The sequence below is a fragment of the Streptosporangium sp. NPDC049046 genome, from assembly GCF_040649155.1.
GTDB lineage: Bacteria > Actinomycetota > Actinomycetes > Streptosporangiales > Streptosporangiaceae > Streptosporangium.
This window is the reverse complement of sequence record NZ_JBEZEZ010000027.1, coordinates 79,369-92,739: the sequence shown is the minus strand read 5'-3', so window position 1 is coordinate 92,739 and position 13,371 is coordinate 79,369. Positions and strand designations below refer to the sequence as shown.

General features: G+C 70.8%; 15 protein-coding genes and 1 pseudogene. 7 read left to right on the top strand and 9 right to left on the bottom strand.

Features of this window, described 5'->3' with window-relative positions; all coding sequences use genetic code 11:
- Positions 1-66: 66 nt before the first annotated feature.
- On the bottom strand, positions 67-369 hold the full coding sequence (locus AB0B96_RS31500; protein WP_362904532.1) for a helix-turn-helix transcriptional regulator: 303 nt from the start codon (positions 367-369) through the stop codon (positions 67-69).
- Positions 370-691: 322 nt separating this feature from the next.
- Here AB0B96_RS31500 and map point away from each other — a divergent pair, with 322 nt between their 5' ends.
- On the top strand, positions 692-1,462 hold the full coding sequence (gene map, locus AB0B96_RS31495; protein WP_362904530.1) for a type I methionyl aminopeptidase: 771 nt from the start codon (positions 692-694) through the stop codon (positions 1,460-1,462).
- Positions 1,463-1,506: 44 nt separating this feature from the next.
- On the opposite strand, the gene AB0B96_RS31490 is transcribed toward map, so the two are convergent.
- Complete coding sequence (locus AB0B96_RS31490) at positions 1,507-2,481, bottom strand: WYL domain-containing protein (protein WP_362904528.1); 975 nt, start codon at positions 2,479-2,481, stop codon at positions 1,507-1,509.
- A 135-nt stretch (positions 2,482-2,616) separates the two neighbouring features.
- On the opposite strand from AB0B96_RS31490, the gene AB0B96_RS31485 reads away from it, so the two are divergent.
- Together AB0B96_RS31485 and AB0B96_RS31480 are read left to right on the top strand one after the other, a co-directional pair.
- A complete protein-coding gene (locus tag AB0B96_RS31485; RefSeq protein ID WP_362904574.1) occupies positions 2,617-3,012 on the top strand; it encodes a RidA family protein in 396 nt (131 codons plus the stop codon).
- A 406-nt stretch (positions 3,013-3,418) separates the two neighbouring features.
- Entirely contained in the window at positions 3,419-3,670 is a 252-nt protein-coding gene (locus tag AB0B96_RS31480; RefSeq protein WP_362904526.1) for an RHS repeat domain-containing protein, read from the top strand.
- On the opposite strand, the pseudogene AB0B96_RS31475 reads toward AB0B96_RS31480, so the two are convergent.
- The 3 genes and pseudogenes from AB0B96_RS31475 to AB0B96_RS31465 all read right to left on the bottom strand — a co-directional run.
- Positions 3,578-4,110: pseudogene (locus AB0B96_RS31475) on the bottom strand (IS5 family transposase); the annotation flags it as partial. The gene AB0B96_RS31480 and the pseudogene AB0B96_RS31475 overlap by 93 nt on opposite strands.
- A gap of 294 nt (positions 4,111-4,404) precedes the next feature.
- Positions 4,405-4,770: a darcynin family protein gene (locus AB0B96_RS31470; protein WP_362904524.1), complete on the bottom strand. Its 366-nt coding sequence runs from the start codon at positions 4,768-4,770 to the stop codon at positions 4,405-4,407.
- Complete coding sequence (locus AB0B96_RS31465) at positions 4,760-5,677, bottom strand: NAD(P)H-binding protein (RefSeq protein ID WP_362904522.1); 918 nt, start codon at positions 5,675-5,677, stop codon at positions 4,760-4,762. Before AB0B96_RS31465 ends, AB0B96_RS31470 begins: the two co-directional genes overlap by 11 nt.
- 115 nt (positions 5,678-5,792) lie before the next feature.
- On the opposite strand from AB0B96_RS31465, the gene AB0B96_RS31460 reads away from it, so the two are divergent.
- The 4 genes from AB0B96_RS31460 to AB0B96_RS31445 all read left to right on the top strand — a co-directional run bounded on the left by AB0B96_RS31460 (position 5,793) and on the right by AB0B96_RS31445 (position 8,920).
- On the top strand, positions 5,793-6,734 hold the full coding sequence (locus tag AB0B96_RS31460; protein ID WP_362904520.1) for a LysR family transcriptional regulator: 942 nt from the start codon (positions 5,793-5,795) through the stop codon (positions 6,732-6,734).
- Between the two features lie 201 nt (positions 6,735-6,935).
- A complete protein-coding gene (locus AB0B96_RS31455) occupies positions 6,936-7,244 on the top strand; it encodes a RidA family protein (RefSeq protein ID WP_362904572.1) in 309 nt (102 codons plus the stop codon).
- Between the two features lie 243 nt (positions 7,245-7,487).
- Positions 7,488-8,081: a WHG domain-containing protein gene (locus tag AB0B96_RS31450; protein ID WP_362904518.1), complete on the top strand. Its 594-nt coding sequence runs from the start codon at positions 7,488-7,490 to the stop codon at positions 8,079-8,081.
- A complete protein-coding gene (locus AB0B96_RS31445; RefSeq protein ID WP_362904516.1) occupies positions 8,078-8,920 on the top strand; it encodes an alpha/beta hydrolase in 843 nt (280 codons plus the stop codon). The genes AB0B96_RS31450 and AB0B96_RS31445 overlap by 4 nt, the downstream gene beginning before the upstream one ends.
- Positions 8,921-9,008: 88 nt before the next feature.
- On the opposite strand, the gene AB0B96_RS31440 is transcribed toward AB0B96_RS31445, so the two are convergent.
- From AB0B96_RS31440 to AB0B96_RS31425, 4 genes are read right to left on the bottom strand one after another with little or no spacing between them, the layout of a single operon-like run.
- Positions 9,009-9,812 (bottom strand): SDR family oxidoreductase, encoded by an 804-nt coding sequence (locus AB0B96_RS31440; protein WP_362904514.1) that lies wholly within the window; start codon positions 9,810-9,812, stop codon positions 9,009-9,011.
- A gap of 21 nt (positions 9,813-9,833) precedes the next feature.
- Positions 9,834-11,261, bottom strand: a complete 1,428-nt coding sequence (locus tag AB0B96_RS31435) for an NAD-dependent succinate-semialdehyde dehydrogenase (protein ID WP_362904512.1) — start codon at positions 11,259-11,261, stop codon at positions 9,834-9,836.
- Entirely contained in the window at positions 11,258-12,343 is a 1,086-nt protein-coding gene (locus tag AB0B96_RS31430; RefSeq protein WP_362904511.1) for an NADH:flavin oxidoreductase/NADH oxidase, read from the bottom strand. The genes AB0B96_RS31435 and AB0B96_RS31430 overlap by 4 nt, the downstream gene beginning before the upstream one ends.
- Complete coding sequence (locus AB0B96_RS31425; RefSeq protein ID WP_362904509.1) at positions 12,340-13,371, bottom strand: medium chain dehydrogenase/reductase family protein; 1,032 nt, start codon at positions 13,369-13,371, stop codon at positions 12,340-12,342. Before AB0B96_RS31425 ends, AB0B96_RS31430 begins: the two co-directional genes overlap by 4 nt.

The window sequence follows — 13,371 nt, the reverse complement described above, 5'->3', positions numbered from 1 at the left end:
CGAACCGGCTGAACGGCCGAAACGGTCGATTACTCAGGTCGGACAACGCGGCTGCGGGCTTGGGGCTTACGAGGCCAATCGTTCACGTGCGTTGCGACCTGATCTCGTGGGTTCGGCCCCGTCGTCAGGCTGGTTGATCTCGGCCCACACCTCGTCGAGGGAAAGGCTGAGGACATCGGCGATCGCCGCGATGGTCGGGAAGGCGGGGGTCGCCACGCGGCCCGACTCGATCTTCCGGAGGGTCTCCGGCGACACACCTGCGTCCAGCGCGGTATCGAGCATCGGGCGCTCCCCCCTGGCGCGACGCAACAGGGCACCGAGACGCTGTCCGCGCTCGACCTCCGCGGGTGTGAGCGGCAACCTGACCATGGCTTCGATTCTAGGGCCTGTACGGGTTTGAGAGCAGAGGGATTTGCTGCGTGGCGCCCGAGGCGGCCGCCTGGTCAGGCATGATCCAGGTCTCCGCAGGCCGCACAAAGGGCTGAGCGGCGCATCGACCGGATCAAGGAGTGGCTGGGACCTGCCTTCTGCTTCGGCGAGACCCCGGCGGCCATCTTGCGAGCCTTCGTCTACGCGGAGCCGTCTTGCGGGGGCGAAGCCTGCAACCCGTTGAAGATCCAAAATCCGTACAGCCCTTGGCGTCGGGATAATATGGCCGGGATAGTTATTGGTTGCATGAGAAGGGCGTCGCATGATCGAGATCCTGACCCCCCCGGACCTGGCCCGAGCGAAGGAGACCGGTGCCCTGGTTGCTCACATCTTGCAGACGCTGAAGAGCCGCAGCTCAGTGGGCACGAATCTCCTGGACATCGATGAATGGGCCCAGGCCATGATCATTGAGGCCGGAGCACTGTCCTGCTACGTCGACTACGAGCCCTCCTTCGGACGCGGGCCGTTCGGCCACTACATCTGCACGTCCGTCAACGACGCCGTGCTGCACGGACTGCCGTACGACTACACCCTCGCCGACGGCGACCTGCTCTCACTCGACCTCGCCGTCTCCAAGGACGGAGTCGCCGCGGACTCCGCCATCAGCTTCATCGTGGGCGGCTCGAAACCCCCGGAGAGCGTCGCGATGATCAGCGCGACCGAACGCGCGTTGAACGCGGGCATCGCGGCCGCCGGGCCCGGAGCGCGCATCGGCGACATCTCCCACGCCATCGGCTCGGTCCTCGGCGAGGCGGGATATCCGATCAACACCGAGTTCGGAGGTCACGGCATCGGATCGACGATGCACCAGGATCCGCACATCTCGAACACCGGGCGGCCCGGCCGTGGATACAGGCTGCGCCCCGGCTTGATGCTCGCCCTTGAACCGTGGGTCATGGCCGACACCGCCAAACTCGTCACCGACGCCGACGGGTGGACGCTCAGGAGCGCGACAGGCTGCCGTACGGCACACAGTGAGCACACGATCGCCATCACCGACGACGGAGCCGAGATCCTCACCTTGCCGAAGTGAGCGGCCGGAATCAGGCGGGCGCGGACCACGGAAGACGACGGCTCTCAGGAGGGCGCCCCGTAGCGGGTGGCGATCGCGGCGGCCCGGTCGTGCAAACGATCGCGCAACCACTGCGGGTCCAGGGCCTCCGCGTTCGTGCCGAGCTGCCACAGCGCCCATTCGGCGTGCCTCGGATCCTGGAAGGTCACCTCCATCCGCAGCCGGCCGTCCGATTCGGCCTCTTCTGCGCGGACGGCCAGTGCCGTGCCGACCAGTTCCTCCCGCCGCTCGGGGTCCACCCGTACCAGCACGGTGACCTGGTCGCCGCCGGTCCGAAACCGGGTGCTGCGTTCCTGCCAGGCCCGGTCCAGATCGACCCGGTCCGGTCGCTGTGCGGGTTCGGGAAGTTCCTCGGCGGCCAGGATCCGGGACAGCCGGTAGGTGCGGTCCGCGCCGGACCTGGTGGCCAGCAGGTAACCCCGATCGCGTACGGTGACCAGGCCGATCGGGTCCACCGTGCGCCACGTCGGGCTCTGGTCCCCGGCCGCGTAGTGGATGCGCAGCCGGTGTCCGGAGAGCACAGCGCGCAGGACTTCGGCCACTGTCGCGTCAGGCGCCTCCTCGGTGACCAGGCGACGTGAGAGAAGGTCGGTCTCCGGGTCGATGAGCAATCGCTCGGCCGCGTCGGCCGCGGTGTCCCGATAGCTTTCCGGTAGCGCGTCGACCACCTTGAGCATCGCCGAAGCGAGCGCCGAGCCGAGGCCGAATGTCTGCGCGCCGCGCCGTGATCCGGCGATCAGGAGGGCGAGGGCCTCATCAGGGGTCAGTCCGGTGAGTTCGGTCCTGAAACCGGGCAACAACGCGAAACCGCCGTGCCGGCCGCGTTCCGCGTAGACCGGGACGCCGGCTGCGGACAGCGCCTCGATGTCGCGCAGCACGGTGCGGGTGGAGACCTCCAGCTCGCGGGCGAGCGCGGTCGCGGACAGCCGGCCGTGCTGCCGCAGCAGGAGCACCAGCGAGACCAGCCGGTCGGCGCGCATGCGAAAACCCTACAGAAATACACGACACAAGATGTCGTGATTTGTCGCGAGGCTTATCACCACAGCGTCGAAGAAGGCGGCTACGAGCCGCTCGGCGTACGTGATGTCAACGAACCGAATGGAGTCGATGTGGCAATGGAGCGAACGGCGGTCAACCCGTGGGCGTGGTCGACGGGGCTGGGATACAACCAGGGTGAGATCGTCTCCGGGCACACCCGGACCCTGTACTGCTCCGGGCAGACCGCGATGAGCGACGAGGGCAAGCCTCAGCACGCCGATGACATGGCGGCGCAGTTGGCGCTGAGCCTCGACAACCTCCAGGCCGTGCTCGCCGAGGCCGGCATGTCCCTCGCGAACCTCGTCCGGCTCAACGTCTACACCACCGACGTCGATCGGCTCTTCGAGCACTACGGCGTGCTGGCGTCCCGGCTGGGCGTCATCGGGGTGGCGCCGACCACCACGATGCTCGGGGTGACGCGGCTGGCGATCCCCGGCCTGATGGTCGAGCTTGAGGGGACCGCCGTCGCGTGACGCGTCCTGACCGCCTCCGGCGGGACCGCCGGAGGCGGCACGAGTGGTGTCGGTCGCCGCGGAGGCGTCGCCCGTAGCGCGGAGCCGACGGCGGGAAGGCGATGCGGCCCGTGCCCTCGCCGGTGGTCGGGGCGGCGAAGGCATAGGGCACGGTGACGACGTTCGCCTACACCAAGCGCGGTCAGCCGGCCTCTACGACGTTGAAGAACTGGACCGGCAGCCCTCTTAACCCGCAGAGCGCCCAGGACGTGGTGCTGACCTCCTCCTCCTACGACCCCGGCGGCCGATTGGCCGGTCAGATCGACGCGTTGGGCCGCAAGACGGCCTACACCTACTGGATGGACGACCACCTGGCCACGACCATCGGCGACGATGTGCGGCTCAACGGCTCGGCCCCCCGGTCGACGTGGTGTCGCAGTCCAATGAGTACGACCCGGCCGGTAATCTCACCCAGCAGATCAACGGCGGCGGCAAAACCACCATCGACTACGTCTGCGACGCCGCCGGCCAGCTCACCTCCGCCACACTGGATCCGGCCGCTCTTGGAACTCCTAACAGAATGCGATCAGTGGTTGAGGCGGCGCCAGCAGATGATGGCGGAGGCCAGGATCATGAAGGCTTCATGGATGTCGTCGCGGATCTCCCAGCGGATGCGTAACCGACGAAACCAGTGCAGCAGGGCGAGCGTCTGCTCCACCACCCACCGATGCACACCCAGGCCAGAGCCGTGCGGAGTTCTTCGGCTGGCAATGATCGGCTCGATTCTCTTCTCCCGCAGCTGACGACGGTAGCGGTCGTGATCGTAGGCGCGGTCGGCATACAGCGCCGTGGGACGTCGGCGGGGTTTGCCGACCTTGCCGCGGACCGGCGGGATCGCCTCGATGAGAGGCATGAGCTGCAGAATGTCGTTGCGGTTGCCGCCGCCGAGGCTGACCGCCAGCGGGATGCCGTTCCCGTCGGTGATCACATGGTGTTTCGAGCCGGTCCTGCCTCGATCGACCGGGCTCGGGCCGGTTTTGGGCCGCCCTTGAGTGCTCGTACATGGGAGCTGTCGACCACCGCCTTGGACCAATCCAGCCGGTCAGCGGCATGCAACTTTATCGCAGGTCAGGAGCGGGTTCGTTGGATTTTCTGCCAAGACTACGGTGACCCCACCATCGAAGACAGCTCCCGTGGCGCACGGTTCGTGCTGCGCCTGCCCAGCCTGGCCACACCCTCCACGGATCACGCTGGCATGCCGACGGAGGAGTGATCTCGGGAATCGCCTGCATCGCGGTCTCGTTGTCGGATCTACTGGCGAGCGACAACGTGGGGCCACGTTGCCGTCTGCCCAGCTGAACCGATGGCCGGTGCCACCGCCCTGCGGAAGCACCGGCCGGTCAGGGAGAAGCGTCAGGTGGCGAGGGTGGCCGCCGGTTCCAGATCGTAGGTGCGGGCGTAGCCGTTCTCGGTACCCACAAGCAGGTCCACGACGTCGAAGTAGCGGTCCCAGAAGGGGGTTTCGCGCAACGCGTCGATGAGCAGCCGGTAGGCGTCGTGGTCATCTGCCTCCCAGACCCAGATGTCGGTGACCCGTGCCGAGTAGAACTCGGTGTCGTAGAAGCGGGAGCGGACACCGCGGGTGCGGGCCTCGACAACCGGGACGACTTGGGTGGTGAAGGCCTTGACGCGTTCGGCCACGGTCATCGCCAGCCACTCGGGCGTGGTCTTGACCAGAATGAACGCGGTGACCGGCGGCTTGGTTCGGTCAGCGGGCATCGACTGCCTCCGGTGTGGCGAGAACGGCGGGCTTGAGAGTCTGCGCGCACCACTGTGCGAATCCGGTGGCCGGGCCCGCCTGCGGCGAGCGGTCGACGCCTGAGTCCAGGCCCTGGTCCTTGGCGCGTTTCATGTCGACCATGCCCTCGACGAACGCCTCGTTGAGGCCGTAGCCGAGCAGGGTGGACCGCAGCTCGTCGAGCGGCTGGCGCCGGTAGCGGACCGGACGACCCAGCTCTTCGGTCATGATGCGGGCCAGGTCGTTGGGTGACAGGTTCTGCGGGCCGAGCACCGGGACACTGCCGACGCCGGTCCAGGAGCGGTCCAGCAGCAGCCCGGCCGCCGTCGCGGCGATGTCGGCGACGGCCACCAGCGGAGCCGGGCGGTCTGCGGCGACGGTGTCGGTGAAGACGCCGTTCTCGCGGATCGAGTCGGCCTCCTCCAGCAGGTTCTCGAAGAAGGACGGGTTGGCCAGGGCGCGGTAGGCGACGCCGGAGTCGGCGATCAGGTCGTCCATGGCCAGGGAGGCGGTGACCAGCCCGGCCTGGGCGGCCTGCGGGGTGCCGCGGCCGAGTGCCGAGACGCCGACGACATGGCCAACACCGTGGGCGGCGAACGCCCGCGCGGCCGGGCGGGTGAAGCCGCTGTACGCCTCGTCGGGCGTGGCCGAGGCGTCTGGCGGCACCAGCCAGAAAACGGCGTCGGCCCCGGTGACGGCGCGCTCGACGGTCGCGGCGTCGCCGTGTGAGCCGGTGACCACCTCGACCTGTCCGCGTACGGACTCGGGAAGCCGGGCAGGATCGCGGACCACGACGCGCAACGCCTCTCCGCGTGCGGGCGCGGCCTCGACCAGCAGCGACAGCAGTCGTCTGCCGATGTTCCCGGTGGGGGCGGTAATGACGATCATGAAAACCTCGCGGTCTGTGTCGGATCGATACGGTCCCTTGATCGTGCAGACCCGAGCCGCATTGCCACAATGGGAACTTCAGCATCCAATCATTGCCCGAAACGGAATTATGCCGGTGAGCAGCCCAGCCCCGAACCTCGACGCCAACCTCGCCGTCGCCCTCGACGCCCTACTGACCGAGCAGAGCGTCACCCGTGCCGCCGCGCGGATGCGCACCTCCCCGGCGGCGATGAGCCGCACCCTGGCCCGGCTGCGCCGGGTGCTCCAGGACCCGCTGCTGGTACGGGCAGGACAGGCGATGGTGCCCACACCCCGCGCCGAGGCGCTGCGGGGCGAGGCCGCCGCGGTGGTGCGCCGGTTGGAGGCACTGCTCACTCCGAGCGGCGGGGTCGACCCCGCCGCGCTGCGGCGCACCTTCACCGTCCAGGTCTCGGACCTGGTCGGTGCGGCACTGGCCCCGGGCCTGCTCGGGCTTGCCCGGCGCCGGGCGCCGGGCGTCTCGCTGCGGGTGCTGGCCGAGGAGTGGGAGGCGGGCCCCGCGCTGCGCGAGGGCCGGATCGATCTGGAGATCGGGGCCATCGACCACGTCGCCCCGGAGACCCGGGTCGAAGAGCTGGTCACGCTGAGGATGGCGGTCGGTGTCAGGGCCGGGCACCCGCTCGCCGAAGGAACCCTGACGCCCACCAGGTTGGCCTCGGCCGAGCACGTGGCGGTCAGCCGCCGTGGACGCTTCACCGGCCCGCTGGACGCGGCCTTGGCCGAGCAAGGACTCAGCCGGCGGGTCAGCGCCGTCCTGCCCGGACATCTGGCGGCGATGGTGCTGGCGGCAGTCGGCGACGTGGTCTGCCTGGTGCCGGCCGCGCTGCCGGGCGAGCCCCCTTCGCCACTCAGCGACGCGGCGCACGCGCTGGGACTACGCCTGCTGGAAATCCCGCTGCCGTTGCCACCACTGACGATCGGCATGGCCTGGCACCCGCGCCACACCGCCGACGGGGCCCACCAGTGGCTGCGCGGCGCCGTGCGCCGGGTACTCCGTCCGGCCCCCCAGGAGAAATAACCCACGCCGCGGGTCCGCGCATACCCCGGTGCCCGGACACAGGCTCGACCTCGATCATGGATGCGGCTGGGGGTGCGCAGGCCATCGTGTGCCGCGATTCCTGCACGGTCAGTCGACCGGAGCCTGAAGGCTCAGGCATGCGAGCACGTTCTCGCATACCGCGTGGCGGGGCAGGGAGGGGGCGAGTGACCCACCCGGACCCTGTACTGCTCCGGGCAGACCGCGATGAGCGACGAGGGCAAGCCTCAGCACGCCGATGACATGGCGGCGCAGTTGGCGCTGAGCCTCGACAACCTCCAGGCCGTGCTCGCCGAGGCCGGCATGTCCCTCGCGAACCTCGTCCGGCTCAACGTCTACACCACCGACGTCGATCGGCTCTTCGAGCACTACGGCGTGCTGGCGTCCCGGCTGGGCGTCATCGGGGTGGCGCCGACCACCACGATGCTCGGGGTGACGCGGCTGGCGATCCCCGGCCTGATGGTCGAGCTTGAGGGGACCGCCGTCGCGTGACGCGTCCTGACCGCCTCCGGCGGGACCGCCGGAGGCGGCACGAGTGGTGTCGGTCGCCGCGGAGGCGTCGCCCGTAGCGCGGAGCCGACGGCAGGAAGGCGATGCGGCCCGTGCCCTCGCCGGTTACGGGGCCGGCGAGGGCACGGACCTTTATGGAGACATATCCGCCTACCTTTAAACCCAAGGAATATCCTAGGCATGTTAGGTTAAGCCTATGGACAATAAGGCATAGGGGGTGGATGCATGGCGCGGGCCGGGTTGACGGCGGACCGGGTGACGCTCGCGGGTGCCGAGCTGGCGGACGAGGTCGGGCTCGACCACGTGACCATGTCGGCGGTGGCGCGGCGGCTCGGGGTGAAGGACGCGAGCCTGTATGTGCACGTGCGCGGCCTGGAGGACCTGCGCGGGCGGATCGCGCTGCTGGCGGCGGACGAGAAGACCATCGGTATCGCCGAGGCCACCGCCGGGCGGGCCGGTAGGGACGCGCTGGTGGCGTTCGCGAACGCCTGGCGGGCATACGCCCATGACCACCCGGGCCGGTACGCGGCGACGCAGATCCCGATACAGATCGATCCCGAGCTCGCGCTCCGAGCGCCCGGACCGCGTCGCGCGGTCGAACTGACCTACAGCATGCTGCGCGCCTACGCGCTGGACGAGCCCGACCTGACCGACGCGGTCCGGCTGGTACGCAGCACGCTCCACGGCTTCGTCAGCCTGGAGGCCGCCGGCGGGTTCGCGCACGCGCGCCCGGCGGAGAGCTCCTGGGCCCGCTGCCTGGACGCCCTGCACGCGCTCCTGGAGCGCTGGCCCTCACCCGGCGAAGGAGACCCCCGTTGACCACCCCGACCATCGGAGGCCTGCGCGTGGACGGTGCCACCTTGCACTACGAGGTGCGCGGAAGCGGCCCGCCCCTGCTGCTGATCCCCGGCGGTGCCGGCGACGCGGCCTCCTACGACGGCATCGCCGACGAGCTGGCCGGCGATCACACGGTCGTCTCCTACGACCCACGCGGCCTGTCCCGCAGCCCGCTGGACGACCCACAGGCCGTTCAACGGGTCGATCAGCATGCCGACGACGCGTTCCGGCTGCTGGATCTACTGTCTCCGGACGCACCCGTCCGCGTGGTCGGCTGCAGTTCGGGGGCGATCGTCGCGCTGCATCTGCTCTGCGCCCACTACGAGCGGATCGAACGCGTGGTCGCGCACGAGCCGCCGGTGGTGGAGGTGTTGCCGGACGCCGCCGAGCACCGCGCACTGCTCGCCCGCGTCCAGGAGACCTTCCGCCGAGACGGGTTGATGCCCGCGGTGGCCGAGTTCGCGGCGGGCCTGCGGCGGCCGGACGACGAGGGGCCCGTCGCCGCCGAGAAGGCCGTCGAGCTGCCGCCGCGGGCCGCCGCGCGAGCCGAGCGGACGATGGCGAACATGCCCTACTTCCTCGGACGCGTCGTGCCGAGTTTCATGGCATACACCCCGGATGTGGATCGCCTGGCGGCCCTGTCGGACCGGCTCGTGCTCGCGGGCGGAGCAGACTCACGCGGCGAACTGCCCTACCGTCCCGCCGCCTTCCTGGCCGAGCGGTTCGGCACGGAGCTCGTTCACTTCCCCGGCGGGCACACGGGACTCAGCACGCACCCCACCGAGTTCGCCGAACTGCTCCGCAAGCTGCTGAGCGGCTGAAGCCGATGACGTACGGGCCGGTGCCTCTCGTGGCCGGACGGGACGAGAAGGGCGGCGCCCGGCCACGGAGACGGTGTGGTCGCGGAGGTTAGTAGAGGGCGCGGATGCTTCCGCCGTCCACGCCCCAGACGGCGCCGGTGACGAAGGCGGCCAGCGGGCTGGCCAGGAAGAGGACGACGTTGGCGACCTCTTCGGGAGTGCCGAGGCGGGCCAGCGGCAGTTGACGGAGTTGCATCTCGTGCTCGACCGCGGCCATGGGCTCCTTGCCGTGCAGGATGGCGAGGTTGTCGGCGAAGCCGCCGGGCTTGGTCCAGAAGGGGGTCCAGATGGGGCCGGGGGCGACGGCGTTGACCCGGATGTGGGGGCCTTCCATGCGGGACAGGCCCTTGGTGACGGCGAGGACGGCGGCCTTGGAGGCGGCGTAGTCGATGGGCTGGGTCTCCGGCTGGCGGGCCAGGTCGGAGGCGTTGTTGACGATGGCCGGTGAGTTCTGGGAGGCCCGCAGGTGGGGCAGGGCGGCGCGGCTGATCCGGACGTAGCTCATGAAGTTGAGGTTCATGGTCTGCAGCCACTCGTCGTCGGTGAGCTGCTCGAAGGTGCGGACGTTGCCGGTGCCGACGTTGTTGACGAGGATGTCCAGGCCGCCCAGGTGGTCGAGCGCGCCGGTGACGGCGTTCTCACAGCCGTCCAGGGTGGACAGGTCGGCGCGGACCGAGCGCAGCGTGCCGGTCAGGCCCTTGGTGTCGGTCTCCAGTTGGTCGAGCAGGGCGGCGTCGTGGTCGGCCGCGACCACGTCGGCGCCTTCGGCGAGCATCGCGCGGACGGTCGCCGCGCCGATGCCGGACGCGCCACCGGTGATCAGGACTTTACGTCCCGCGAGGTGAGTTTGCATGGATACTCCGTTTCGTGTGGTTCAGATGTCGGCGGCGATGTACTTGGTCTCCAGGAACTCGTGGATCCCGTCGAACCCGCCCTCCCTGCCGAGCCCGCTCTGCTTGACGCCGCCGAACGGCGCCGCGGGGTCGGAGAGCACGCCCCGGTTGAGGGCGACCATGCCGGCGTCGAGCTGTTCCGCGACCCGGAGCCCTCGGCGCAGGTCGCCGGTGTAGACGTAGCTGATCAGCCCGTACGGTGTGGCGTTGGCCCTGGTCACCGCCTCTTCGTCGGAGTCGAACACGACGATGGGGGCGACCGGTCCGAAGATCTCCACATCGAGGATGGCGGCGTCCGGCTCGATGCCGGCCAGCACGGTGGGCGGGTAGAACGCCCCGGGCCCGTCCAGGACAGCCCCGCCGGTGACCGGGCGTGCGCCGGCACCGACCGCCTGGTCGACCAGTTCGGCGACCTTGCCGCGTTCGGTCGTGGAGACCAGGGAGCCGATGTGGTTGGCGGGGTCGAGCCCGGAGCCCACCTTCAGTCCGGCCATCGCGTGGGCGAACGCGGCGGTGAACTCCTCGGCGACGGCGCGGTGGACGTAGAAGCGGTTGGCCGCGGTGCACGCCGCGCCGCCGTTGCGGAGCTTGGCGATCATCGCGCCCTCCACCGCCGCCTGGACGTCGGCGTCGGCCAGCACCAGGAACGGCGCGTTGCCGCCCAGTTCCATCGAGGTGCGCACCACCTGGTCCGCGGCCTCGTGCAGGAGGACCCGGCCGACCTCGGTGGATCCGGTGAAGGAGAGGTTGACGACCCGGGGGTCGTGCAGCATCTCCCTGACCCGTTGCGCGGTGGGCGCGGCGACCACCACGTTGACCACACCGTCGGGGACCCCCGCGCGGGCCAGCACGTCGGCCACGGCCAGCGCGGTGAGCGGCGTCTCGGTGGCGGGCTTGAGCACCACCGAGCAGCCCGCCGCCAGCGCCGGGCCGATCTTGCGGGTCGCCATCGCGGCCGGGAAGTTCCACGGCGTGATGAGCAGCGACACCCCGATCGGCTGGTGGGTGACGATGATGCGCTTGTCGCCGCCGGGGGCCAGCCGGTAGTCGCCGGTCACCCGGACGGCCTCCTCGGCGAACCAGCGGAAGAACTCGGCGGCGTAGACGACCTCGGCCTTGGCGTCGGCCAGCACCTTGCCGTTCTCCCTGACGATGAGCCGGGCGATGTCGTCGACCTCCGCCGTCATCAGCTCGTACGCGCGGCGCAGGATCTCGGCGCGCTCCCTGGGGGCACGGGCGGCCCACGGTGCGAGGGCGGCGGCGGCCGCGTCGACCGCCTGGGCGCATTCGCGCTCGCCCGCCACGGCGACCTCGGTGATCGGCTCGCCCAGCGCGGGATCCAGGACCGGCAGCGTGTCGGTCCCGGGGACCCATTCGCCGCCGATGAACAGTTCGGATTTGATTTTCACGAGTTCTCCACGGGAGTGGGGCGGGATTTGGCTCGCTCGTACTGGACCGGCCAGGGCAGGTCGGCGCCGACCTGCCCTGCGGCGGCCAGCGGCCAGCGCGGGTTGCGAAGCGCGGCCCGGCCGATGAGCACGGCGTCGGCCTGGCCGGAGGCGAGCACTTCCTCGGCCTGCCGGGGGTCGGCGATCCGGCCGACGGCGGCGGTGCGTACGCCCGCGCCCGAGCGGATCGTCTCGGACAGGTCGGTCTGGTAGGTGCCGTCGGCCGGGATGGCGGCGTCGGGGAGCAGCCCGCCGGAGGAGCAGTCCACCAGGTCCACGCCGAGCGCGGCGAGTCGCCTGGCCAGCTCGACCGAGGACGGTGGATCCCAGCCGCCGGGCGCCCAGTCGGTGACCGAGATGCGCACCAGCAGCGGGCGGTCGTCCGGCCACGCCTCGCGGACGGCGGCGACGACCTCCAGGGGGTAGCGCATCCGGTTCTCCAGCGAGCCGCCGTAGCGGTCGGTGCGCCGGTTGGTCAGCGGGGAGAGGAACTCGTGCAGCAGGTAGCCGTGCGCGGCGTGGAGTTCGACCACGTCGAAACCGGCGCGCAGGGCGCGTTCCGCTCCGGCGGCGAAGGCGTCCCTCACCGCCGCCAGGTCCTTCTCGGTCATCTCCCGGGGGGCGGGCAGGTCCCCGTACGGGACCGGCGAGGGCCCGATGGTCGGCCAGCCGCCGTCGGCGTAGGGCACCCGGCGCTCGCCGGTCCATGGGGCGGAGGTGGACGCCTTGCGTCCGGCGTGCGCGAGCTGGAGGCCGATGAGCGTGCCCTGCTGGTGGACGAACCGGACGATCCGCGCCCACGCCTCGGTCTGCTCGTCGCTGTAGATGCCCGCGCAGTACGGGCTGATCCGGCCCTCGGGGGTGACCCCGGTGGACTCGGCCACGATCAGCCCGGCCCCGCCGGTGGCCAGGCCGCCCAGGTGGACCAGGTGCCAGTCGGACACCAGGCCGTCCTCGGCGGCGTACTGGCACATCGGGGAGATCCAGACGCGGTTGGGGAAGGTCAGTCCGCGCAGGGTGAGCGGTGTGAAGAGCGGGCTCACCGGTGCCCACCTCCGTCCGGGCTGAGCATGACCTTGGCGTGGCCGCCCGCGTCGCCGGCGGCCGCGACGGCGGCGGCGCAGTCCTCGAAGGCGAACACGTCGGAGACCATGGGTGACAGGTCCAGGCCGGTACGGTCGAGCAGCCGGAGCGTGGGTTCCCAGATCTGCGGCGGCGCGCCGGTGGAGGACGACAACCGCAGGTTGCGGTTCTGGATCTGGTGCAGCGACACCTGCTCGGAGCGCCGGTGCGCCAGGCCCATGAACAGCACCCTGGCGTCCTGGGCGGTGACGTCCAAGGCGGCGGCCTGCGCGGCGGGGGCGCCCGACCCCTCCACGACCAGGTCGGCGCCGCGCGGGCCGAGCACGTCCAGCACGGCGGCGGCCACGTCCACACCGGGGGCGGCCTCGACGCGGTGGTCGGCGCCCAGCCGCGCGGCCAGGGCCAGCCGGTACGGGCTGCGGTCCACAGCCACCACCCGCGCGCCGAGAGTGCGGGCCAGGCCGACCATGGACAGGCCGATGGCACCGCACCCGAAGACGGCCACGGTGTGGCCGGCGTCGGCCCCGCCCGCCGTGCGCAGCGCCTGCAGGCAGCAGGCGAGCGGCTCGACCAGGGCGGCGCGCAGCGAGGAGACGGCGGGCGGGACGGCGAAGCACATCGCCTCGGGGACCAGGAAGGTGTCGGCCATCGCGCCGTCGGTGGACACCCCGAACCAGATGTTGCCGCCGAGCGCGCCGTGCCCGATCACCCGGTCCCCCGGGCGGAACCGGGAGGTGTTGGGGCCCGCCTCGACGACCACGCCGGACCATTCGTGGCCGAGCACGTGCGGGAAGCGGACCTCGAAGCCGGGGTCCATCCCGCCGGAGAGCTGCTCCAGGTCGGAGCCGCAGATGCCGACGTACTCGGGGCGGACCCGCAGGGCGGCGTCCTCCATGGGCGGGACGGGCAGCAGGTCGCAGCTGACCGTCAGGCCGCCGTCCGACCGGTGGACCACCACGGCCCTGCGCGAGGTTTCTGAGATCGTCAT